This is a genomic window from Cellulosimicrobium cellulans, from assembly GCF_006539945.1.
Classification (GTDB): domain Bacteria; phylum Actinomycetota; class Actinomycetes; order Actinomycetales; family Cellulomonadaceae; genus Cellulosimicrobium; species Cellulosimicrobium cellulans.
Map to the genome: position 1 here is coordinate 1 of NZ_BJNZ01000001.1, position 21,995 is coordinate 21,995.

Consider the following 21,995-nt stretch of genomic DNA (forward strand, 5'->3'; position numbering starts at 1 on the left):
GGTCTGCGGTGGGGAGTCGAGCCGATCTGTGCGGTGCTCACCGAGCACGGCATCAAGATCGCCCCGTCCACGTACTACGAGGCACTCGACCGGTCTCCGTCCAAGCGGGCGGTGCGCGACGAGGAGCTCAAGGCCGTGATCTGGGCCGAGTGGTCCAAGCGCGGTGTCCTGGGCGCCCGCAAGCTCTGGCTGCGGCTGAGGCGGAACGGGCACGACGTGGCCAGGTGCACCGTCGAGCGGCTCATGCGCGAGCTCGGCATCGCCGGAGCCGTGCGCGGCCGGCGACCCGTGACCACGGTCGCGGATCCGCGGGCGTCCCGTCCCAAGGACCTGGTCGACAGGTACTTCGCCGCGTTCAAGCCCGACGAGCTGTGGGTCGCGGACTTCACCTACGTGCCGACGTGGTCGGGCATGCTCTACGTCGCGTTCGTGTTCGACGTCTTCTCCCGCCGCATCCTGGGGTGGCGGGCCGCGACGTCGATGCGCACCGACCTCGTCCTCGACTGCCTCGAGATGGGCATGTGGACCCGCCGCACCGAGGGCGTCACGGACCTGACCGGGCTGGTCCACCACACCGATGCCGGGTCCCAGTACACCTCGATCGCGTTCACCGACCGGCTCATCGAGCACGGCATCGACGCGTCGGTCGGGTCTGTCGGCGACGCCTACGACAACGCTTTGGCCGAGTCCCAGATCGGCCTCTACAAGACCGAGCTCATCCACCGTGAGGGGCCGTGGAAGGGCCGCGACCAGGTCGAGGCGGCAACCCTTGAGTGGGTCCACTGGTTCAATACCGAACGGACCCACGGGTCCATCGACGACCTCACGCCGATCGAGGCCGAGGCGTTCTACTACAGTCACCGACAGCGCCAAGCCGTCCCGGCCTGACGCAACCCACGAAGTCTCCGGACTCACCGGGGCGACTCAGTCCGTCCACCCGTACGAACGCGCGAGCATCTCGTGCGCGAACGGGACGCAGGGCACTGGCAGTACTTGCGGCCCTATTTGCGGCAGGTGCAGGTGCAGGTGCAGGTGCACGGTCTCGGCAATGGCGTGCGGCTAGCATCTGCGGATGAGCACGGAGACCCGAGCCGTCGGCGACATGATGTCGCTCTTCAGCCGCTGCCTTCTCCTTGATCCGGTCTTCGCAACACACGACAAGGTGCTGCTGACGGACGGGCACATCGAGATCTACAGCTCAGGCGAGTGGTCGAAGGAGACCTGGCGCGGTCGTGTAAACGCGCAGGTCAAGGGTCGCAAGGGGAAGAAGAAGCCCACTCTCTCGTTCTCGCTTGAGCGCATCGTGCTTGAGGCTCATATGGGGAACAACGGCCTGCTCCTGCTCTGCGTCGACTACCACCCGAGCAATGGCAAGGGCCGGCCGCTCTACGCCGCCCTAACGCCCTTCACGATCCGACGCGTTCTGGAGGGCATCCCCGCCGGGCAGAAGAGCGTCGCGGTGCGGCTGACTAAGCTTCCACGCGACCCCGCGGACCTGGAGCGCATCGTCGAGGTAGTCCACCGCGGCTCGCGGCAGAACCCGTTCGCCCGCACGGACCCTTCCCTGTTCGAGACGGTGACGTCTATGGTTGTCGCCACCGTCGAGCACGTCGACTTCACGGTCCCGACCCACCTGCGCATCGGCGAGAGCGCGTTCGCCATCGAGGTCACGACTAAGGACGGCTCGCAGGTCCCACTCGACGGTGACTTCGACATCGTGCCCGGCGACTACGTCGAGCGCACCGTGGAACTTCAGGTTGTCGCCGGACGTGCCGTCTTCGAGAGCTTCACAGTTCAGAGGACTGCGCCCGACCAGACCCTCATCAAGCTGGACGACAGCTTGTCGATGGTCCTTCGGGAGGACCCAGGCCGCCAGGTCGCAACCTTTAACTTCACCTACCCGAGCAACTTTGCCGCGCGCAAGCGTGCGCTTGAGTTCATCGTGGGCATCGCGGACAGCGGCCAGATCTCGTTCGGCGACCGCGCGGTGTCGATCGGCAGGAGGGACTCGGCCACGCCCCTGGACCTCGACGACATGCGCCAGCACCTGGCCTACTTGCGCCGCATGCAGGAGCTTTTCGACCGGCTCGCCATCAACTGTGCGCTCATCGACATGGACACCCTCACGGACCAGCACATTCAGAGCCTCAACGTTCTGCACAGCGTCTTCATCAACGGAGTCGCCGCAGGAAACCCCGACGGAACGCCCGGACGGGTACTCGTGAATATCGGCCCGTGGGCTGTGATGCTCGTGGTCGCGCAGGGGGAGGAGGGCGCATGGCAGTACATCGACCCGTTCAACCCCGACTCACCGAGGATGTTCCGATGGGTCGCGCAGGACGAGCGTGAGGTCACGATCCCCGTCACCGCGTACGACGTCGTGGAGGCAGAGCACCTCCCCAGGGTGCTCAACCTCCGCCTGGAGGCGATCGACTCGGCGTACGAGAGCATCGCGGACGCCGAGCGGACGACAGCGGTAGCTAACCAGTGCATGCGAGACCTGCTCGACCGCTTCGATGCCGGCGGTCCACGACGCGACGAGTTCCTTCGCGGTGCCGACCGACTGAACGAGTGGATCATCAGGCATGACGGGGCTGGGGACGCTCATATGATCAACCGCTGGCAGATCGCGTGGCGACGAGGCGATCTGGCGTCCGCTGAGCGCTCAAAGATCCGCGCGATGAAGCGGACTTCAGCACAGTCGGACGACGAGATGTCCGTGCAGCGCGAGCTAGCGTGCGCACTGCTGCTCGAGGAACGCGAGGAAGCCCAGTTCCTTTCGAGCCAGCTCCCGGACGATGCCCGAGCCATGATGCAGGAGTGGCCGATTTGGAAGCTGTATCGGCAGCTCGTCGATCAAGCGAGCCCGGACGCCGACGGTGAGCCCGAGCGTGACGAGAAGGCGGTAACCGCGTAGGCAGCAGTCGGCCGACTGGATGTGGACAAGCACCTGGACCGCCCCTGGCCACCACGCGCTACTCACCCGAGTTGGCGCGCGCGTCCCGTTCCAACTTCAGGCGGAGCAGTGCGTGCCGAACCCGGTTCTCTGGGGTCGCCGAAGTTCGGAAGGTGTCGCCCTTGAGCGGGATGACAGCGTCCAGATCGGAGTCCAGTTCAGCGAGGACGCGGTCGAGGCCGAAGATCTGGTCGACGGCGTGGAGTTCGAAGTCACCGATGCTCGGTTCTGGGTTCGGCACGCCAATCGGGAACTGTATTGTCGTGAAGGCACCCATCGTATCCGCCATGGTCCAGCGTCCGATGTCGACCTGGTTCACAAGCCAGGTATTAGCCGCATCTGGGTCGAGGTGTTGCCATGTCCAGAAGTTGGTCATGGCACCGTCTTCGAGTGGGCTAGTCGCGGCATGTCTTTCAAGTGAGGCGATAATGAGCGCAGATGCTGCGGCCTCTACGGCAGAAAAGTCGTACCCGGCTGGCAGGCGTTCGTCGTCCATGTTCGTGTCCCGAGGCTTCAGGAATCCAACGACTTTGACGACGTACTCCTCAAGCTCCTCGATGTTGCCGAGTCGAGTGACGACGTCGACGGCTCGTTCTGTGCCCATTGCGGCGAGACATGCGGCCCCGCCCCGTATGGCGGAGCGCCAAGGGTTGTCGAAGAGGTCGTTGCGAATCCGGTCGATCTTGGGCGACGTTTGTGCGATGAGGTCGAAGAGTGCAGTCTCGGGCAGGGGCACCTGGGCTTCTCGGAGCGCTTCGAGCTTGCGCATGGCTCGTGCCGTCTGGTTGGCGATCTCCACGCTGAGTCGCGCGACTGCCGGGCTTTCTGCTGACGTCGTGAGATCCTCGATCGCTGTCTCGACATCGACATCGGAGACGTCTTCCTCGGGGACACCGAAACTGACGTAGCGGTCGAAGTAGTCAACGTGACTGATCGCCTTTGGCGTCGACCGTTGTCGTGCCTGGGCGAGGTACTGCACGTCTCTGAATGCGGCTTCGAACTGCGGAAAGAGTGCGGAGAGGACTTTGATCACACCAGGGAGGTCGGCTTGCTGAACGTGTGCGGCTCTAAGGCGCTCGTCCCACCGTGCCCGCCGGCTTGCCTGGGCGGTGGCGTCGCGGCCGATGGTGAAGTGCGAGAGGTCGCGCCCGAGGAGATCGTCGCGATAGCTCTGGAGCATCCGGTAGACGCCGGGCTCCTGGGTGCGCAGCCAGTTCACGAGGAAGAAATCGACGAAGTCGACCTCGCCGTGCAGCAGCGGGTAGAAGGCTTGGATCTGGCCGAGGAAGCGGGTGATCGTGCGGGGAGTCGACAGGCGACGGTCAAGGACACTGAAGTAGATCTCGCCCAGTCGGCGCTCATCCTCTGGAGTCAGAAGCAGACCGACGGCCACCCCAGCCTTGTCCAGCCCGTCGTTCAGCAGTCTTGCCCGCTGAGTTGCTCGGAAGGCGGGCATGTCGAGCCGCACCTGAACGATCTTCTCGAGATAGGCCCGAGCCCTTCCCTCATCGTCACCGCTGACTGGGGTGCGCAAGAGCACATCAAGCAGAGTTCGCTCGTCGTACGACAAGAGGTAGTACACATGTGGGAGGCGCCCGACGAGGCGCACGAGTTTCAGAACCTCCAGCAACTCATCAGGCGTCAGGCGGTCGAGGTCGTCGACGACCATCAGAATGGGGACGTTGGCCCGGCGCAGCGCAGCCTCGGCGGACTTCTTGGCCGCTGAGGCGCTGGTGTCGCCGGCGATGAGATCTCCTGCAGCCTTGATCAAGTCCTGTGCGTCAAGACCAGCGAGGTTGCCAAGCTTTCCGAGTGGACTGATCGTCCGTGCGAAGTCCCCGATCTTTGTGCGGGCGCGCCCAGGTCGTTCTCCCTCGGGGAGTGCTGACGTGAGCTCGTTGAAGAACCCTCGGTGCAGGCTCGGGGTATCGGGGTACGTCCAAGGGTTGAAGACCGCGACGCGCCACGGCTCCTTGAGCCGACGTTCGAGCATCTCGAGGACGGAACTCTTGCCAGAACCCCAGTCGCCGATGAGCGCGAGGACCGTTGACTCGCTCTGCGCGCGGACGTTGTCCAGGAGCCTCGCGAGGTGGTCCGCGTAGCGTTGGCGGTCCAGCTCGTCGGGACGCGTTTCGGTCCCATCACGGGCGTCATCGCTCAGGAGACCTGGCCGTGTTGGCTCGCGCGTGTCCGACATGCCTGTGACCGTAGCGGCCAACGCCGACACCACCAATGCAACCAGCGCCAGGATGGCTTGAGCATGGGGCGCGTTGGGAGCGCCAAGCGATGAGATGAACCCCCTGGGGCGACGTTGCCGGACCTGCCCGATCGCGTCCTGCCAGGGGACATGCCCAGGAGCCTCACGAGTGCCTGCCTGTCGGTGGTACCGCGTACCGTCGCTGTTGCGGTCGGAGGCATCCCGAACGCGTCCTCAAGGGATCCACCGGACAGGTTCAAGGCATCAGGGGAGAGAAGCTCAGTGAACGTCAGCGACGCGTTTGGCCACTATCAGTCCTATGTGGACGCCGACCCGGCATCAGTGAAGGAGGCGCGTCGCCGCGGTAACGCCTTCAAGAGCGCCTTCGAGAAGCTCGACGAGGTCGTCGAGGTGTTCATCTCTGGATCCCTCGCTCGAAAGACGCACAAGAAGCCCATCAACGACGTCGACGTCGTCATCGTCTACGACCGCGAAGAGCATCCCGACTGGGGACAGCCCGGAAGCTCCGCCGAAGACGCGCTCAAGTACACCGGTGCCAAGGTCAACGAGCTCCTCGGCGCCACCAACGGAACTCACGAGCGGCTGGTCCGCCTCGCGCGCCCGGGCAACCACGCCGTCAAGTGCTTCGTCGACGACCCCGACGATCCAGGCGCCTTCACGGTGGACGCCATGCCCGCGTTCCGAACTGATTCCGGTCTGCTCATCCCGGAGAAGACCTCCTCGGACTGGGTCCCCGCCAACCCCGAGTACCTGATCGATCAGGTCGCGTCGCGCACCGCGGACTGGAGCAAGTACCCCGGGACCGTGCGGATGCTCAAGACGTGGGCCAAGGACCAGTCGGGCATCACGATCAAGTCCCTCGTGATGGAAGTCCTCGCTCTGGAGTTCCTGCGCCACGACGGGAGCGTGCAGTCGACCGCCGTCAAGGAGTTCTTCGTGCGAGCCGCCACCTATATCGAGGATGGGTACGAGGTCGTTGACCCGGCGGGGATCTGCGGTCCGATTCAGAACAGCCTCGACTACGACAAACTCGCGCAGTGCCTCAGGGACGCCGCCACGAAGGCGGGCGCCGCGTGGTCCAAGCAGGCGGTCGGTGACCATGCCGCCGCAATCCGCCTGTGGGGTGAGGTCTTTGGAGAAGGGTTCCCGTCCCCGCCGCCCGCTCCCGGGAAGCCGGCGATCATCCCGCCTGTCGTGCCTGACAAGCCGCGCCCCGTGAAGGACACGCCGCAGGGATGAGCAGGGCGCCTGCTCCGATCTTCTGGCCCGATGCGGAGCCCGAGATCCTCGAACGCGACCTCGCCGCGATCTCGAACTTTGCCCCAGGCCTCACGTATGAGCCCCCGAAGACCGACGGCGGCCAGGTGGAGCATCACGGGCGCTGGATCGGTGACCTGCCGATCTGGCCGTTCGACCGGCCCGAACCCGAAGGGCTTCAGAACCTCGTCCCCAAAGGGGTGTCGGTCGTGATGTCCTACTCGGCCGCTCACCCGGTGCTGCCCCCGCGGATCGTGGTGCTCGACCCAGTGCCGGAGCTGGAGGAGCGGACCCAGCACAGGTGGCACGTTGCTCCCGGCGGGTCGCTGTGCCTGCTCCAGACCGAGGGCGACTGGACACCGGAGACGAGCCCGGTCGAACTCCTATTCAAAGCAGCTGGCTGGCGCATCGAGTACGCCCTCATGAAGGCCGGGGTCGTCGACTCCATGACGACCAACGGCATCGTCAGCGACCCTGCGCGCGACCACCTAATCGCAGAGCCACTGCCCAATGAACGTTGATCACCCCTTCGTCGTCCTGCCGCGTGAGGCGGCCCAACGCATCGAAGATGCCGACAGCAACGTCGGCGAGCTCAACCTCCACTACCTGCCGTCGGAGGACATGTATGTGGTGAGGCGGGTCGCCTGGAACAACGTGGGCTTCAAGATCGCTTTGCCGAACTACCGGGTCCTCAACTGGGAGGGGGAGGTCTTCGCCGGGCAGTGGATGACGAAGCCGGCGCCAGGCATCAACGAGTCACACCTCGACATGCTGCGACGAGGTGCCGACGTGCAGTTGCCTTACAAGTTGTTCAGGGAGTGGATCCCGTCGCTCCGAGACCCTGGCGCCAAGACCGGTTTCCTGATGACCCATGACCCGGACATCCCCTCCGAGTGGGTCGCGCTTGGAGCACAGAGGTTTGCCGCCTGGCTTGTCAGACGAGATGGCGTCAGGCCAATGCCGCTTGCTGTCGAACCGGTGACGTTTGGACTCAGTCAACTCGAGGGCAAGTGGCCGGTTGCCGATCTCCAGCGTGCGAGTGTCGCCATTATCGGACTCGGCAGCATTGGTGGCGCCGCCGCGCAGGCGCTCGCTCAGTACGGCGTGGGAACTGTGGCACTTGTCGACCCTGATCGGTTCCTCTGGCACAACATGGTCCGCCACGTGCTCGGCCACGACGCTGTCGGGCGCTACAAGGTCGACGCCATGAAGACGGCACTCGAGAAGCGATGGCCGAACACCGTGGCCGACGCCTACCGGCTCGATGTAGTTGAGGACGCGCACCGGATGCGGCCGCTCTTTGCGGAGGTCGATCTTGTTCTTTGTGCAGCGGATGGCATTGCGCCTCGCCGCGTCGTAAGCCATCTCGCTCGGCGAGCCGGCAAACCCGCCATTCTCGCCTGCGTCCTCGACGACGGAGCCGTCGCGGAGGTCATCCGGCTCCGTCCCGGTCCGCGACACGGCTGCCTGCTCTGCCTTCGCCAGAGCCTCCGCGACCAAGGTGCTCTCGATGCGGAGGCTGCGCAGGAACTCGACTATGGCACCGGCTTCATCCACCGTCCCATGACGGCCGTTGGAGCCGACCTGCATCTCGTCGGGCAGTTCGCAGCAAAGGCAGCGATCGCGACGCTACTCGAGTCAAGACACGGTGACCACACTCAAAGACTCCCCGGCGACCATGCCACCATCGGTCTGCGACCGCCCGGAGACATGGCAGCCCCGTTCGACCTCGATCGCGCCCTGCAAGTGAACTGGGCCGGCCTGCCCTCCCCGCGTCCCGACTGCACCACCTGTCACCCATGAGTCCGGCGATCCACGTGACTGCTGCTGCCTGGAACACCATCCGACAGGAAGTCGCCGCGGGACCAAGTCGCCTTGAGACCGGCGGCATCCTTCTCGGCCACGACTTTGGCGACGTCCTCCAGGTCACCATTGCGGGCGATCCGGGACCGAACTCACAGCGCGGCCGCGACACGTTCCTCCGCGACCGAGACCATGCCGCGCGGCTCGCGGCCGCTGCGTGGGAGTCGGACCGTGCGACGTGGATAGGCGACTGGCATACGCACCCGACCACGCCTCCCGTGCCCAGCCCGATCGACCTCGCCTCATACGCCCGTCACCTGCAAGATCCGGACTTAGACTTCGATCGATTCCTGAGCGTCATCATCGGACTGGACGATCAGCGCCACGCCCTTGTAGCTGGTTGGGTCATCACTCGCGACGCCGTGAACCCCGTGCAAGTAAGCCTTGGAGATCCTCAATGACCGCAACGACTGAATTCGATCACACCGATCCGGTCTTCATCTCCTACCGCCACAGCGACGGCACCGACACCACGGCCGAGCTCGCATGGCTTCTCCGTGCAGCAGGGATCCCCGTGTGGCGAGATGTGGACGACCTCCCTCCCGGCGACACCAACCAGCGTCTCAAGCAGGCCATCGACTCCGGCCTCTCCGGAGCCGTCCTTGTCATCACCCCGGACGTGGAACTCAGCCCGGTCATCCAAGAGGTCGAGGCACCACGCCTCATCAACCTGCATGAGAACCACAGCGACTTCGCCCTCGGCATCGTCAACGCCGTTCGGAAGGAGTCCGGTGCCGTGGATTACGGGGCGCCTGACCGCGTCCTGAACCGAACTACCGAGACCCTCACAGGTGTCGACCAGAAAGCAAGCACGCGCGACGGCCTCGTCGCACTTGTCCGAGGCATGGTGTTCCACCGCATCGCCCATCGGCGCTCCGCGGTCGAGTCGAATGATGGAACCTTTAACCTCACTGTCCAGACCCGCAATACTCCGCAGGTGTATGACCGCACCGGTAGCGAACTAGACATCCGCATTCGCCCCTCGGAGCACGAGAGGCTGCCAAGCGCTGAGGGCCTCGTCGACCTCGCCGATGTCATCCAGTTCCTCCCGACCGCGGTCACCAGGGCGGGTGCCAAGGGCGTCAGAGTGACCGGCGGCGCCCACCTCTCGGTGGCTCTCGCCATCGGCATGGCGCTCCCAGCGTCGCGAATCGGACGGCTCGAGGTGATCGACCAGCGGGGCATGGCTTGGGCCTGCGATGGCATCGCGCGCATGCCCGACAAGCCGAGCCTCACGGTCGTTGCGAGTGGGCCCGGTTCCAACGGCAGCAAGACCATCGGTCGCCCGCGCGTCGCCGTCTACCTCGACTTGATGTCCCCGCGTAGCGACACGGCCTTCCAGAAGTTCGTCGATGAGAACCGATCCTCGTTGGCGGTGTGGGCGCACCTGCGACACATCTCTGACAACCCGCTCGACCCGGCCAGTGCCGGAGAGCTCGCAGCGGAAGCGGCGTACCGCATCCGCCAGTTCTCTACCGCCAACGCCAACGCCGAGATCGACCTTCTGGTACGCGGTCCGTTCGCCATGGCGATCCTCGTCGGATCTCTCCTCAACACCGTGCGTGTCACCGCCTACGAATGGGATGACACCCAGGGACCGTCTTACCTCCCGGCTCTGCGCCTGCTCTCGTCGACGACGGGTGGAGCTGTTCGAGAGGTGCTCCTCTGAAAGCGATACTGCCCCCAACCGAGGCTGAGCAGACGCTGTGCAACGTACTTTTCGCAGCCCCCGCGACACGCCCGGGATCTTGCAAGGTACAGCGGCGTGTCCGTGCAATCTGCGCTGCACGTCGACAGCTGGTGTCGAGATGCGGGCTACTTCTCGTGCGCTGCGGGGTGCGCCCGAGAGGCGTGGGCGTCCCCTGCGAGGGACGCCCACGCCTCGTGCTCTCCAGCACGTTCCGGCAGCAGACGCTCGGCCGTGCCGGTGTGCGTCCGGTTCTGTCAGCGTCGGATCTGCCAGTACTGTCCGCCGTGGTTCCACCTGCCGTGGTCGCGGTGATCTCGGTCGGCCTGGGGGCCGTGGCCCCTGCTTGACACGAGAGAGTCCCGCCCGAGCAGGACGGTGCTGTCGAGCTGGCCGTCGCGGGTGTCGGCCACGGCGACCCGCACGGTGCTGACCCGGCGCGGTGTGACGCGGGCGTCGCAGGTGAGGACCGTGGTGAACGCGTTGAGCTCGGTGTCGTGCGTCCCGGCGCCCGGGTCGTTCGGCGCGAAGTTCTCCACGTACAGCTCGGGGTGGGAGCTCGCGTTGACGGTGGCCGTGGACACCAGGTCACGTGTGCGCGGGACGGTGGAGCACGGCTGGCCGTTCACCCAGATGGCGAACGCGTCGGCATACTCCTGCTCGCTCCACCCGGCGTACTCCTCGCTGCCGAAGACGTAGGACAAGGAGAGGCGGTTGCCTGACGGAACGACCCGCAGGGTGAGCACGGCCGCGTCGTAGGTGGTCTGCCCGACCAGGCGGTCGAGCGCTCGCGCGCCTGCGCCCCCGAGGTCGCCGGTGGTGGTCAGTTTCTCGTTCGGGCCGAGGACGGCCGAGGCGGAGAAGTCGGTGTCGGTGTCGGACTGGGGGTCGGCGTCGATGACCGAGCCTGTCGTGAGGGCGACACCACGTGCGAGGCCGGTGGCGTTCATCCCGGAGAAGCGGCCGGCCTGGACGTCGTTGCCCGAGAAGGTGGCGCTGCGCACCGTGATGCCGCGCCCGGCGATCGTCGCGGCGAGGTCCTCCGCTTCGAGGTCGCGCAGGGAGGTGACGCTCTGTCCGGGCGAGGAGGCTGCAGGCAGTGCGAGTGCGACCGCGCCGCTCGTGGCGAGCGTGGCCGCGCAGACGATGCCGACAGCGCGGGCGGCGCGTCGGTGAAGGCGGGGCCCGCGTCGTGGCTCGGCCGGTGGTCGGCCGTGGGCTGTTGAGGTGTTCATGATGCTCCATGAGTCGTGGGAGTGCGCCCGAGGGCGCCGTCGCGCAGGGCGCGACGCGTGCGTCATGGAGGAGGAGATGTCGCGAGATTCGCGTGCCGTTCAGCCGAAGCCGCGTGAGCGGCCGGCGTCGTTGCCAGTCGTCGGGTGCGATGGGACGCACCCTGGGTGTCACCCCCTGTGACGGTCTTGCGAGATGCCTGCCAACGGCTTGACAGGTGTGGTGTGCGTCACACTACTCTCGAAAACGTTGGGGGAGAACCGTTCGGACGAAGACGCTCACGCATCCAGCAGAAGGTGAACGGACGTGAAGTCTTCGACACGCACACGACCACGCACGAAGGGGCTGGTGAGCGGTCTGCTCGCCACCGGCCTCCTCCTGGGAACCATCACGATCGGTTCCACGACCGCACTGGCGGCCGAGGACGACGAGGCACCGACGCCCCCGTCGCCCACCGAGACCACGACGGACGACACGGCGCCGCCGGCCGACGACCCGACCGACGACACGACGGTCACGCCGTTCAGGTTCCCCGGGTTCCCGGCGCCGTCGATCCACAGCCAGCAGGCATACGACCCGGAGAGTGACTTCACGGCGCGCTGGACGCGCGCCGACGCGCTCCAGATGCGGGCGATGACCGACCCGTCCGCCCCTGCGGGTGAGAACTCCATGCCGGAGGAGTACACGATGCCCGAGATCCCGCAGGACTTCCCGGTCCTGGTGGACGACGAGGGCACCCAGGTCTGGGTGTGGGACACCTGGACGCTGACGGACGAGCACTCGAACCAGCTGAGCTTCAAGGGCTGGGAGGTCATCTTCTCGCTCGTCGCCGACTCGACCGCCGGGTACACGTTCGACGACCGGCACACCCACGCGCGGATCGGGTTCTTCTACAGGCCCGCTGACGTGCCCGCCGACGAGCGGCCGGCGAACGGCGGCTGGATCTACGGGGGCCACGTGTTCCCGGACGGCGCCGCGGGTGCGATCTTCGAGGACCAGTCGTTCTCGACGGTCACCGAGTGGTCTGGGTCGACCCGGATCATGGAGGGCAACAAGCTGCGGATGTTCTACACCGCCGTCGCGTTCTACCGGGACGCGAACGACCAGGAGATCCAGCCCGCCGACCCGCGCATCGTCCAGACCGAGCTGCGCATCTTCGCCGACGAGGACGGCGTGTGGCTCACCGGCGCACGTGACCAGCACCAGCTCCTCGTGCCGGACGGGACGTACTACCAGACCCGCGACCAGAACGCGTTCGTGAACTTCCGCGACCCGTTCACCTTCGAGGACCCGAACGCCGAGGACAGCCCGACGTACATGGTGTTCGAGGGCAACACGGGCGGCGAGCGCGGGTCCGTGCCGTGCACGGCCGAGGACCTCGGCTACCGCGAGGGCGACCCGTACGCCGAGCTGCCCGAGACGGTGACGGCCTCGGGAGCGAACTTCCAGATGGCGAACGTGGGCCTCGCCGTCGCCGAGAACAAGGCGATGACGCAGTGGCGGTACCTGCCGCCGATCCTGTCCGGCAACTGCGTCAACGACCAGACGGAGCGTCCGCAGATCTACGTGCAGGGCTCGAAGTACTACCTGTTCACGATCAGCCACCGTCATACGTTCGCGCGCGGCCCGGACACCGACTCCACCGATCCGCGGTACTGGTACCTGGACGGTCCGGACGGCGTCTACGGGTTCGTGGGCAACGGCATCCGGTCCGACTTCCAGCCGCTGAACGAAGGGAGCGGGCTCGCCCTGGGCAACCCGACGAACCTGAACTACGCGGTCGGGACCCCTGCGAGCCCGGACCCGTTCCAGACCGCGCACGCGTTCCAGTCCTACTCGCACTACGTCATGCCGGGAGGCCTCGTCGAGTCGTTCATCGACGCCATCGGCAACCCGGACGTGCGACGCGGTGGGACGCTCGCCCCGACGGTGAAGCTGAACATCGCGGGAACCAGCGCGGTCGTCGACCGCTCCTACGGAGACGGTGGCCTGGGCGGATACGGGGACATTCCCGCGAACGCCGAGCAGGACGTCTCGCCCGACCCCGACCCGAGACCGCTCCCGTAGCGGACGAGGGCAGCACGCCTGAGGCGGGGCGGCGGCACCCGGCCGTCGCCCCTCCCTCGCGTCCCGGCGGGCGGGCGGGATGCCACGGTGCCTAGCGTGGTGACGATGGCGAGAACCGGAAGCTCTACGGCACGGCGCGTCCCGTCACGCGGGGTCGCGGCGTCCGTCGCGCTCGCGCTCGCTCTGCTCGCGGGGTGCACCGGCACGCCGGAGGACGACCGGGCGCCGTCGGGCACGACGACGCCCGGCCCGCCCGAGAGCACGGCGTACGCCGAGCGGTGGCGTCCGCAGTTCCACTACAGCCCGCCCGAGGGGCGCCTCGCGGACCCGAACGGGCTCGTGTGGTTCGCGGGGGAGTGGCACCTGTTCCACCAGCAGGACGGGACGTGGGCGCACGCGGTGAGCACGGACCTCGTGCACTGGAAGACACTCCCCACGGCGCTCGAGCACGACGAGCTCGGACAGGCCCTCTCCGGGAGCGTCGTCGTCGACGGGGCGAACACGTCGGGGCTGTTCCCTGGAGGGGAGGGTGGCCTCGTCGCGGTGTACACCTCGACCGAGGGCGGCGAGGCGCAGTCGCTCGCGTACAGCACCGACCGGGGCCGCACGTGGGAGCGATACGCGGACAACCCCGTCATCCCGAACGACGGCCGCGGCGACTTCCGCGACCCGAAGGTCTTCTGGCACGAGGCGACGCACCAGTGGGTCATGGTCGTCTCCGTGGGGGACGGCGTCGAGCTCCACGGCTCCCCGGACCTCCTGCACTGGGAGCGGCTCAGCACCTTCGGGGAGGGGCAGGGCCTGCACTCGGCGGTGTGGGAGTGCCCGGACCTGTTCCCCCTGCCGGTGGACGGGGATCCGGACGACGTGCGCTGGGTGCTCACCGTGAGCGTGGGGGACTCGGAGGAGACGAACGGGTCGACGGCCCAGTACTTCGTCGGCGACTTCGACGGGACGACGTTCACGCGCGACCCCGCGACGTCACCCGAGACCGTGCAGATCACCGACGTGGGCCAGGACTTCTACGCCGCCCAGACGTTCGAGCACGCCCCCGACGCGCGCCGGCTCTGGCTCGCCTGGATGGGCAGCTGGCGCTTCCCCTACTCCGCTCCGACCGCACCGTGGCAGAACGCGATGAGCGTCCCTCGCGAGCTGTCCCTGCGGCGCGTGGATCCGGGCGCCCCAGCGCCGTCGGGCGAGGTACTGCCCGACGGCGGGTACGTCCTCGCGCAGTCGCCCGTCCCCGAGCTCGAGGTACTGGGTGACGGGACCACGACCGTCACCGACCTCGCGCTCGAGGACGGCGAGGCGGTGCTCGACGACCCGGGCGCGACCTACCAGGTGGTGGCGGAGATCGAGATGGGCGACGTCGAAGAGGTCGGACTGCGGGTGCGGGAGCGTCGGGGCGAGGACGGGTCGGTCGAGGAGGCGGCGGTCGTCGGCGTCGGCCCCGACGGCTTCTTCCTGGACCGGACGCACGCCGGCCTCACCACGTTGCCCGACAGGAGCGGGGAGAACGCCGAGCTCGGGGTCCGCCGCACGGCGCCGTACGCGCCGGTGGACGGCGTGGTGCGCCTGCGCGTGCTCGTCGACGAGGCCTCCGTCGAGGCCTTCGTCGACGACGGTGCCCTGACCGGGACCATGGTGGTCTACCCCGGCGAGGGCACCGTCGGACTGTCGGTCTACGCACGCGGGGGGACGGCGATGCTGCGATCGCTCGAGGTGACGCAGCTGGCCTCGATCTGGTGAGGCGAGCGTGTGATCCCGCCCGAGGTGGCCCGGCCGCTCGGACGTCATGAAGTGCCGGGAGCCGTGTCCTGACAGATGTGACACGTACGGAGACGGGCGACCTCGCAGTGGCCGGGCCGCTGCCACGACGAACCTTGCGACAGGCCGTGGACCGGTACACCCGGGCGGCTCGCGCACGCCATCACGGCCGAGACGAGGAGTTCTCTCGTGGGGTGATGGGGGTGGTGCGGCTGATGGAGGCGGCGCTGGAGTCGTCGGGCTCGTCGGAGGAGCTCAGGGACGAGCTCCTCAACGTCTTCATCCTCGCTCTCGCCGAGTCGGACGGCCACTCCGGTCGATGGTGGACGGGAGCCAGGCTGGTGATCGGTGACATCGAGCTCGCCCTGCTCGGCTGGGGAGGGCCCGTGCCGAGCCCCTTCGCCGCGATGGCCTTCGAGGCAGCGGCGCACACCCTGACCACCCCGACCCACCCGGCTCAGCTCGCCTGAGCCCCGTCCCCCGCAGCTGGAGATCCCACCATGAAGTCCCTGCGTCGCGTCGCTCCGTTCTCGCCACGCGTCGGTGTCCCCGTCGCCATGGTCATCGGTGCTGCCCTCGGAGTCCTGGCATCGGTGCTGCTGCGGTAGTCGAACCCTCGGGTCTTCCGCACCGCGTCCGACGGAGTCGCTCGACCGGCCCCCGGGGTGGAGGGCCGTCAGTCTCCCCGTGGGGGCTCAGAGCGCCGGGACTGACGTGTCCGTGCCGTCCTCCGGGTTGCCGACCGTCTGAGGCCGCCCCTCGGCGACGACGAAGTCGACGGTGCGAGCCGCGCCGACACGGCCGGTCGCGGGGTCGACATAGCGCAGGGAGAGGGTGTGAGTACCCGGGGCGAGGCCCGCGACCTGACGCAGCAGGGAGGAGTCCCCGAGCTCGTGGAGGTTACCGGTGGGCACGCCGTCGACGAGCGCCTCGACCACGGTCCCCGCGCGACCGGCGAAGACGACGGTGGGCACGGCGACATCGTCGCGCAGCTCGACGACGTCGGGCGCCTCGAGGAGGAAGGGACCGATCAGCTCGCTCGCGTCCGAGGTCACGCCGTCGACGCTCTGTAGCGCGGACACGTAGAGGGAGGCGGCGGGGATCTCCGCGAGCTGTGCGGTGACGGTCCACGTGCCGTTCTCGCTCACGACGGTCTCTCCCAGGGCGATGCCGTCGGACGAGCTCACGGTCACCAGCGCACCCGGCACCCCCGTGCCGTGCAGCTGCGGGAGGTAGATCGCGCCGTCCCGGAAGCCGAGCATGCCGGGAGCCGCCGGGGGCTGAGGAGCCGGAGGAGGATCCGTCGGCGCCGGCTCGACCGGACCGCGAGGAGTCGCGTCCGTGGGCTCGACGGGCACCGGAGGGGTGGCGCCGGTCGGCGCAGCCGTGTCGCCGGGGTCGGGGGTGTCGGCGGGCTCGTCGTCACGTGCCGCCGGGGGAGTGCCCGTCGCGGGAGGCACCGCCGACGGCGAGGACGCGTCGTCCTGCACGACCGTCGACGGCTCGACAGGGGCGACCGCCGGCGGACGTACTCGCGGGACCTCGGCGTCCTCGGGCTGTGCCGGGGCAGGTACGGCGGTCGTCCCCGTGACGTACTCCGGAGCGGCGTGAGCGACGGGTTCCGGTGCCGTCGGGGCCTCCGGGGTGGGAGAGCTGAGCCCGGCGACCGTGACCCCGACGACGACCGAGACGGTCGCGAGCACTGCCGTGAGGCTGGTGAGGCTCGCGAGGCCGAGGGCGGGCGGAGTCGCGGCGAGCGTCGCACCCGACGCGGCACCCACGGCTGAGGTGGCGTGGGCGGCTGAAGCGGCGTGAACCGCCACCCCGGCGTGAGGGAGGGCGTCGAGCGCAAGGATCCCGGCTCCCGCGACCAGCGGGAGGATGACGATCTTGAGGTTGCCGGCGATGTCGTCCAGCTCCTCGAGGAGGATCGCGCACCGCAGGCACGAGGTGAGGTGCTCCTCGAGCACGTCCCGATCACGCCGGGCGAGCGAGCCGCGCTTGTAGGGGCTGAGTCGCTCGACGGACCACTTGCACGTGTCGGAGACACCTCCGGAGTTCACGTGCGCTCGGAGCCACGCGATCCTGAGCCCCTCGCGGGCCCGGTAGGCGAGCGCGGCGGCCGCGTTCGGGCTCAGACCCAGGAACGTGCCGGCCTCGCGGGCCGGGATGCCCTCGACCTCCGTGTACCACAGGATGGAGCGCCATTCGCTGCGCAGGCTCGAGTACGCCCGGCCGGTGATCGTCCGCTCCAGCGCGGAGTCCTCGAAGAGCGCCTCGGGGTCCATCTGGTCGGCGAGGTCCTCGAGCGGTGCCGCCTCGCTGCTGTCCCGCGTCCAGTTCATGGAGATGCGGCGGATCGCCGAGTACAGGTAGGGGCGGAACGCGTCGGTCGGGCCGTGGCCGCGACGGATCGCGGCGAGCACGCGGGTGAACGCCTCCTGCACGAGGTCCTCGGGGTCGAACCTTCGGGTGATCTGGCGCGCGGCGCGTAGCCCGGCGTCGCCGTGACGAACCCAGAGCGCCCCGAAGGCGTCGTTGCTCCCGGCGCGAACCTGGTTGATCAGCTCCAGGTCCGACACGGGGGCGGCGGTCGACGCCCATTCGGCGATGGTGGCGGCAGACACCGGTCGAGCTCCCTTCCTCGTCCAGTCGGGGCGCGACGCGCCGACGTACTGCCTGGACACGGGACGGCAAGAAAGATGACGAGGGCCCTTCGACGGGCCTCTGGTGCGTGGTCGTCGGACCGCGCGACGGCGCCTCGTGGTGCCGGGCGGGAGGCCGGGCGGAGGGCGAACGCCTACGACGGTAGAAGGTCGGCACGCCCGCGATGCGGGGACCCCCCACTTCTTGGGGCGGGCGAATCCGGTCGCCGTCCCCCTGCCGGGACGCCCGCGACGGTGGGCGGCACAGGGCCCGCTCGGAGCGCCCTGTCCTCCTCGACGCCGTGACGACGGCACCGGTTCGCGGCTCTCGCCTGCGAGTCCTCTCCGACGGGCACGTCGCGTCGGTCGGCGCTCGCGAGCACGTCGGTGCCACGTGTGTCGTCCGCCACGTCGACGGCAATCTTCGAAGCGGCGTCACAGTCGCGGCCGGCTGGTGTCCGGACCCTCGGAAGGCACTCGACGTCGCCTTCGACCGACACACAGCAAGGAGACTTCACATGAAGAACGCCCGAGCGCCCCGGCGACGGAACGGGTGGATCACCCGCTCCGTCGCGGGGCTTGCGGCCGCGATGGCGATCGGCACCTCCGCCGTCGTCATGGCCGGCCCGGCGAGCGCGGCAGCCGGTGCCTTTCCCTCCGACCCGCCGCTCGTCTTCGTGGGGCAGGACGACCCGACGGGGCTGTACACGGCCGTCCAGGGTGCCGGCGCCGTCGAGTTCCGGCACGAGGGCGGCGTCTCGTCGTACGGGTACAACGCCATCGGGTACCGCGAGAGCGACGGCTACGTCTACGGCATGCGCCGCTCGACGGCGACGGCGGAGAAGAACCAGCTCGTCCGCGTCGGGCAGGGTGGCGAGGTGACGGTCCTCGGTGCCGTCTCCGGCCTGTACCCGCTGGCCGACGGGACGCTCCAGTACTGGAACCAGGGCACCGTCGGTGACGGCCAGTTCGCCGACACGCTGTTCGTCCGCGCCTGGGTGCGCGTCGAGGAGCAGCCGACGCACCCGGTGATGAAGCAGCTCTACGCGGTCGACATCAACACCCGCACCGCCCGCGTGATCGAGCTCGACGAGCAGGTCCCCGACCTGTCCGACATCGTGTTCAAGGACGGGTTCGTCTGGGGGCAGAAGGGCCTCGACACGAGCAGCGCGTTCTACCGCATCGACCCGGTCAGCGGTCACGTCGACGTGTTCGACGTGACCCACTCCCTCGGCCTGCTCGGCGCGACGGGAGGCCAGTGGGTCTACGGCAACGGGAACATCGGGCTCTCCCGCAACTGGGACGGCACCGTGCACCAGATCGCCATCGACGACCCTGCGTCGGCGAACCCGACCTTCCGCCTGATCAGTCAGCAGGCCGGCCCGGCCAGCTCCAACAACGACGCCGCGGCGATGCCCGGGCAGCCCGTGGACCTCGGGATCGTCAAGAGCGCGCCGGCCACCTTCACCAGCGGCGACCCGGTGACGTTCACCCTCACGGTGACGAACCACGGCCCGGGAACGTCCAGCGGCTTCGTGGTCCGTGACGCGCTGCCGGCGCAGCTGTCGAACGTCACCTCGGTCACCCCGGGCTGCACCGTGAACGGCAACGTCCTCACGTGTACGGGCGGTGTGCTCGCCTCGGGGCAGAACGCGGTCATCCAGGTGACCGGCACCACCACCGCGGACTTCGACGGATGCATCGACAACACGGGCACCGTCCTCGGCAACGAGGAGGACCCGAGCTCCGCCAACAACTCCTCGACCGCGAGGACCTGCGGTGAGCCCGTGCCGGTCAACCCGACGACGGACCTGGAGCTGGTCAAGTCGGCGCCCGCGACGATGGCCACCGGGGACACGCTCACGTACACGTTCACCGTGACGAACAAGGGCGCCAGCGACTCGACCGGCTACACCGTCACCGACAACCTGCCCGCGGAGCTGACCGACGTCACGGCCGTGAGCCCGGAGTGCACCATCGACGGGGGCAGCGTCACCTGCGTGGGTGGAGCCCTCGCCGTCGGGCAGTCCCGCGAGTTCTCGATCACCGCGAAGGTGCCCGCCGAGTTCGTCGGCTGCGTCGAGAACACCGCGTCGGTCGTCGGGAACGAGGCCGACCCGAACGCGATCAACGACACGTCGAGCGTCAACACCTGCGTCGAGGCGCCGGTGTGCCCGCCCGACGCGCTGAGCGCCGTCGACGACCAGGCGGTCGCGAAGCGTGGGGAGACGGTCGACATCGACGTCCTGGCGAACGACAGGAAGCCCGCCGCCGCGGAGCCGCACATCGTCGCGGGTCCGGAGCACGGGTGGGTCCGCATCAACGCGGACGGGACGGTCACCTACCTGGCGGATGCCAGCTACACCGGCACCGACACGTTCGAGTACACGATCCACGTCGACGGCTGCGAGTCGACGACGGCGATCGTGACGATCGGCATCACGGACGACGAGATCCCGCCGATCCCGGTCGCGGACCCTGCCGCGCTCGCCTCGGTCGGCCTCCTCGGGCTGGCCGGCCTCGGCCTCGGCGTCCACCGACGCCGTCGCCAGGCGATCGCCGCCTGACCTGACCACGTGCCCTCGACGGCCCGTTCGCTCGGGCCGTCGAGGGCGGGTGGCGGCTCTCCGGACCCGTCACCAGCCCCGTCATCACCAGCGTCACGAGAGGTACCCATGTACAAGCCCGTCGGAGGGGGCGTCGTCGGAGCGGCGACGGTCTCCACGCTCGCGGTCACCGGCTTCAGCTCCTTCGTCTACGTCGCCGTCGCCGTCGGAGCGGTCGTCGCCGGCGTCCTGCTGCTCCGCACGGCACGACTCCGCGACGTGCGGCACTGAGCCGCGGCCCGGGAGATCCGTTCACCGTGCTGTCGACCCTGACCTATGTTCACGTCCTGGCGTTCGTGCTGCTCGTCGCCTTCCTGACCTACGTCGTCGCGATCCTCGTGCCGTTCGTCCGCAGGTCCCGGACCGTGCCCGGCGATGCGTCGGCCTACGAGTGGCACTTCTTCGTCCCGTGCTTGAACGAGGAGCTGGTCATCGGCCAGACGCTCGACCGGTTCGTGCGCGACTTCCCCGACGCTCACGTGTGGATCGTCGACGACGACAGCGACGACGCGACTGCGGCGATCGTCGCCGCACGCGCGGCCCGCGACGGCCGGGTCCACCTGGTCTCACGGAAGCGACCCGACGCGCGCAAGGGCAAGGGAGAGGCGCTCAACGCGGCCTACCGCGCCCTCGGACAGCACCTCGCGGGCCGCGACGTCGTGTCGGACCGGGTGATCGTCGGCGTCCTCGACGCCGACGGCGAGCTGGTGCCCGGCGCGCTCGAGCTCATGGCGGCCACGGACGTCTTCGGCAACGCACGGGTGGGCGCGGCTCAGGCGTCGGTCGCCATGAACAACGCCGGGATCGACCTGCACACGAGCGGCCCTGGCTGGGAGCGCGCGGCGAAGAACCTGTGGTCCCGGTGGCTGCTGCGCTGTCAGGACATCGAGTTCCGGACCACGATCGCCGCGATGCAGACCCTGCGGCTGCGGACCTCGTCGTCGGGCATGGGCGGCAATGGCCAGTTCACACGCCTGTCGGCCCTGGACGCGATCGCCGCGACCTATGGCGAACCCTGGCACGGAGCGCTGCTCGAGGACTACGAGCTCGGCATCCACGCGATCCTCGTCGGGTACGAGACGCGCTACGTGCACGATGCCGTCGTCCGGCAGGAGGCCCTGCCCTCGATGCGGGCCTACCTGCGCCAGCGCACGCGCTGGAGCCAGGGCGGTATGCAGTGCGCTCGGTACATCCCCGAGATCTTCAGCTCGCGCAACTTCACGAACGCCGCGGCCCTGGAGAGCACGTACTTCCTGCTCATCCCGTGGACCGGTCTCGTCGGAGTGTTCCTGTGGCCCCTCGTGGGCATGAGCGTCGTGGCCGACGGCGCCGCGAACTTCGACTCGATCGTCGAGTGGGCGCAGTTCGTGTGGTGGCTCTGGCCCCTCACGATCCTGACCGGGATCCTCCCGTTCGTCATCTGGGCCTTCGTCTACCGCGTCACGGACGACCCCGGGGCCGGCCTGCTGAGGACCACGGCACGTGGTCTCGGCTACTGGCTCTACACCTACGCCACCTACCCCGTCCTGCTCCGCGCTCTCGGGCGCGTCGTGCGCGGCCGCTCCGGGTGGGAGAAGACCAACCGGGTGGGTGCGCAGGGTGCGCCTGTCACCGCGCAACCCGCCGTAGCCACCCCTGTCGAGCATCGACAGCCCTCTCTGGAGATCGCAGCATGACCGACCACGCCCTTCCCCCC

Annotated in this window: 16 protein-coding genes; 13 read left to right on the top strand and 3 right to left on the bottom strand. The window is 68.4% G+C overall.

What is annotated here, in order from left to right; translation table 11 throughout:
* A partial coding sequence (locus CCE02nite_RS00005) for an IS3 family transposase (protein ID WP_141386972.1) occupies window positions 1-888 on the top strand: 888 nt, incomplete at its 5' end.
* A gap of 184 nt (window positions 889-1,072) precedes the next feature.
* Window positions 1,073-2,917, top strand: coding sequence for a hypothetical protein (locus CCE02nite_RS00010; RefSeq protein WP_141386976.1), 1,845 nt, complete (start codon window positions 1,073-1,075; stop codon window positions 2,915-2,917).
* A gap of 58 nt (window positions 2,918-2,975) precedes the next feature.
* Here CCE02nite_RS00010 and CCE02nite_RS00015 read toward each other — a convergent pair whose 3' ends face one another.
* A complete protein-coding gene (locus tag CCE02nite_RS00015) occupies window positions 2,976-5,153 on the bottom strand; it encodes a KAP family P-loop NTPase fold protein (protein ID WP_141386978.1) in 2,178 nt (725 codons plus the stop codon).
* Window positions 5,154-5,435: 282 nt separating this feature from the next.
* Between CCE02nite_RS00015 and CCE02nite_RS00020 the strand changes: the two genes are divergently transcribed.
* From CCE02nite_RS00020 to CCE02nite_RS00040, 5 genes are read left to right on the top strand one after another with little or no spacing between them, the layout of a single operon-like run.
* Window positions 5,436-6,413, top strand: coding sequence for a nucleotidyltransferase domain-containing protein (locus tag CCE02nite_RS00020; RefSeq protein WP_141387516.1), 978 nt, complete (start codon window positions 5,436-5,438; stop codon window positions 6,411-6,413).
* Entirely contained in the window at window positions 6,410-6,952 is a 543-nt protein-coding gene (locus CCE02nite_RS00025; RefSeq protein ID WP_141386980.1) for a hypothetical protein, read from the top strand. Before CCE02nite_RS00020 ends, CCE02nite_RS00025 begins: the two co-directional genes overlap by 4 nt.
* Window positions 6,942-8,234 carry a HesA/MoeB/ThiF family protein gene (locus CCE02nite_RS00030; RefSeq protein WP_141386982.1) on the top strand — a complete coding sequence of 431 codons (1,293 nt, stop codon included), beginning with the start codon at window positions 6,942-6,944 and terminating at the stop codon, window positions 8,232-8,234. Before CCE02nite_RS00025 ends, CCE02nite_RS00030 begins: the two co-directional genes overlap by 11 nt.
* On the top strand, window positions 8,231-8,695 hold the full coding sequence (locus CCE02nite_RS00035; protein WP_141386984.1) for a Mov34/MPN/PAD-1 family protein: 465 nt from the start codon (window positions 8,231-8,233) through the stop codon (window positions 8,693-8,695). Before CCE02nite_RS00030 ends, CCE02nite_RS00035 begins: the two co-directional genes overlap by 4 nt.
* Entirely contained in the window at window positions 8,692-9,963 is a 1,272-nt protein-coding gene (locus tag CCE02nite_RS00040; RefSeq protein WP_141386986.1) for an SAVED domain-containing protein, read from the top strand. The genes CCE02nite_RS00035 and CCE02nite_RS00040 overlap by 4 nt, the downstream gene beginning before the upstream one ends.
* A 275-nt stretch (window positions 9,964-10,238) precedes the next feature.
* On the opposite strand, the gene CCE02nite_RS00045 is transcribed toward CCE02nite_RS00040, so the two are convergent.
* On the bottom strand, window positions 10,239-11,216 hold the full coding sequence (locus CCE02nite_RS00045) for a choice-of-anchor L domain-containing protein (RefSeq protein WP_141386988.1): 978 nt from the start codon (window positions 11,214-11,216) through the stop codon (window positions 10,239-10,241).
* A 346-nt stretch (window positions 11,217-11,562) separates the two neighbouring features.
* Here CCE02nite_RS00045 and CCE02nite_RS00050 point away from each other — a divergent pair, with 346 nt between their 5' ends.
* The 3 genes from CCE02nite_RS00050 (at window position 11,563) to CCE02nite_RS00060 (ending at window position 15,518) form a co-directional block, all read left to right on the top strand.
* Window positions 11,563-13,281 carry a glycoside hydrolase family 68 protein gene (locus CCE02nite_RS00050; protein ID WP_255318537.1) on the top strand — a complete coding sequence of 573 codons (1,719 nt, stop codon included), beginning with the start codon at window positions 11,563-11,565 and terminating at the stop codon, window positions 13,279-13,281.
* Window positions 13,282-13,386: 105 nt separating this feature from the next.
* Window positions 13,387-15,030, top strand: coding sequence for a glycoside hydrolase family 32 protein (locus CCE02nite_RS00055; RefSeq protein WP_141386990.1), 1,644 nt, complete (start codon window positions 13,387-13,389; stop codon window positions 15,028-15,030).
* A gap of 221 nt (window positions 15,031-15,251) precedes the next feature.
* On the top strand, window positions 15,252-15,518 hold the full coding sequence (locus CCE02nite_RS00060; RefSeq protein WP_170227146.1) for a hypothetical protein: 267 nt from the start codon (window positions 15,252-15,254) through the stop codon (window positions 15,516-15,518).
* 225 nt (window positions 15,519-15,743) lie between these two features.
* On the opposite strand, the gene CCE02nite_RS00065 is transcribed toward CCE02nite_RS00060, so the two are convergent.
* Window positions 15,744-17,675 (bottom strand): sigma-70 family RNA polymerase sigma factor, encoded by a 1,932-nt coding sequence (locus CCE02nite_RS00065; protein WP_170227147.1) that lies wholly within the window; start codon window positions 17,673-17,675, stop codon window positions 15,744-15,746.
* 536 nt (window positions 17,676-18,211) lie between these two features.
* Here CCE02nite_RS00065 and CCE02nite_RS00070 point away from each other — a divergent pair.
* From CCE02nite_RS00070 to CCE02nite_RS00080, 3 genes are all read left to right on the top strand, one after another.
* Window positions 18,212-20,260: a DUF6923 family protein gene (locus CCE02nite_RS00070; protein ID WP_170227148.1), complete on the top strand. Its 2,049-nt coding sequence runs from the start codon at window positions 18,212-18,214 to the stop codon at window positions 20,258-20,260.
* A 108-nt stretch (window positions 20,261-20,368) separates the two neighbouring features.
* Window positions 20,369-20,530 (top strand): peptidase, encoded by a 162-nt coding sequence (locus CCE02nite_RS00075; protein ID WP_141386998.1) that lies wholly within the window; start codon window positions 20,369-20,371, stop codon window positions 20,528-20,530.
* Between the two features lie 26 nt (window positions 20,531-20,556).
* Entirely contained in the window at window positions 20,557-21,975 is a 1,419-nt protein-coding gene (locus CCE02nite_RS00080; protein WP_255318538.1) for an XrtP-associated glycosyltransferase, read from the top strand.
* The last annotated feature ends 20 nt before the right edge of the window (window positions 21,976-21,995 follow it).

Coding starts and splice junctions, on each gene's coding strand:
- CCE02nite_RS00010 (WP_141386976.1), top strand. CDS start 1,073: ATGAGCACGGAGACCCGAGCCGTCGGCGACATGATGTCGCTCTTCAGC.
- CCE02nite_RS00015 (WP_141386978.1), bottom strand. CDS start 5,153: ATGTCGGACACGCGCGAGCCAACACGGCCAGGTCTCCTGAGCGATGAC.
- CCE02nite_RS00025 (WP_141386980.1), top strand. CDS start 6,410: ATGAGCAGGGCGCCTGCTCCGATCTTCTGGCCCGATGCGGAGCCCGAG.
- CCE02nite_RS00030 (WP_141386982.1), top strand. CDS start 6,942: ATGAACGTTGATCACCCCTTCGTCGTCCTGCCGCGTGAGGCGGCCCAA.
- CCE02nite_RS00035 (WP_141386984.1), top strand. CDS start 8,231: ATGAGTCCGGCGATCCACGTGACTGCTGCTGCCTGGAACACCATCCGA.
- CCE02nite_RS00040 (WP_141386986.1), top strand. CDS start 8,692: ATGACCGCAACGACTGAATTCGATCACACCGATCCGGTCTTCATCTCC.
- CCE02nite_RS00045 (WP_141386988.1), bottom strand. CDS start 11,216: ATGAACACCTCAACAGCCCACGGCCGACCACCGGCCGAGCCACGACGC.
- CCE02nite_RS00055 (WP_141386990.1), top strand. CDS start 13,387: ATGGCGAGAACCGGAAGCTCTACGGCACGGCGCGTCCCGTCACGCGGG.
- CCE02nite_RS00070 (WP_170227148.1), top strand. CDS start 18,212: ATGAAGAACGCCCGAGCGCCCCGGCGACGGAACGGGTGGATCACCCGC.
- CCE02nite_RS00075 (WP_141386998.1), top strand. CDS start 20,369: ATGTACAAGCCCGTCGGAGGGGGCGTCGTCGGAGCGGCGACGGTCTCC.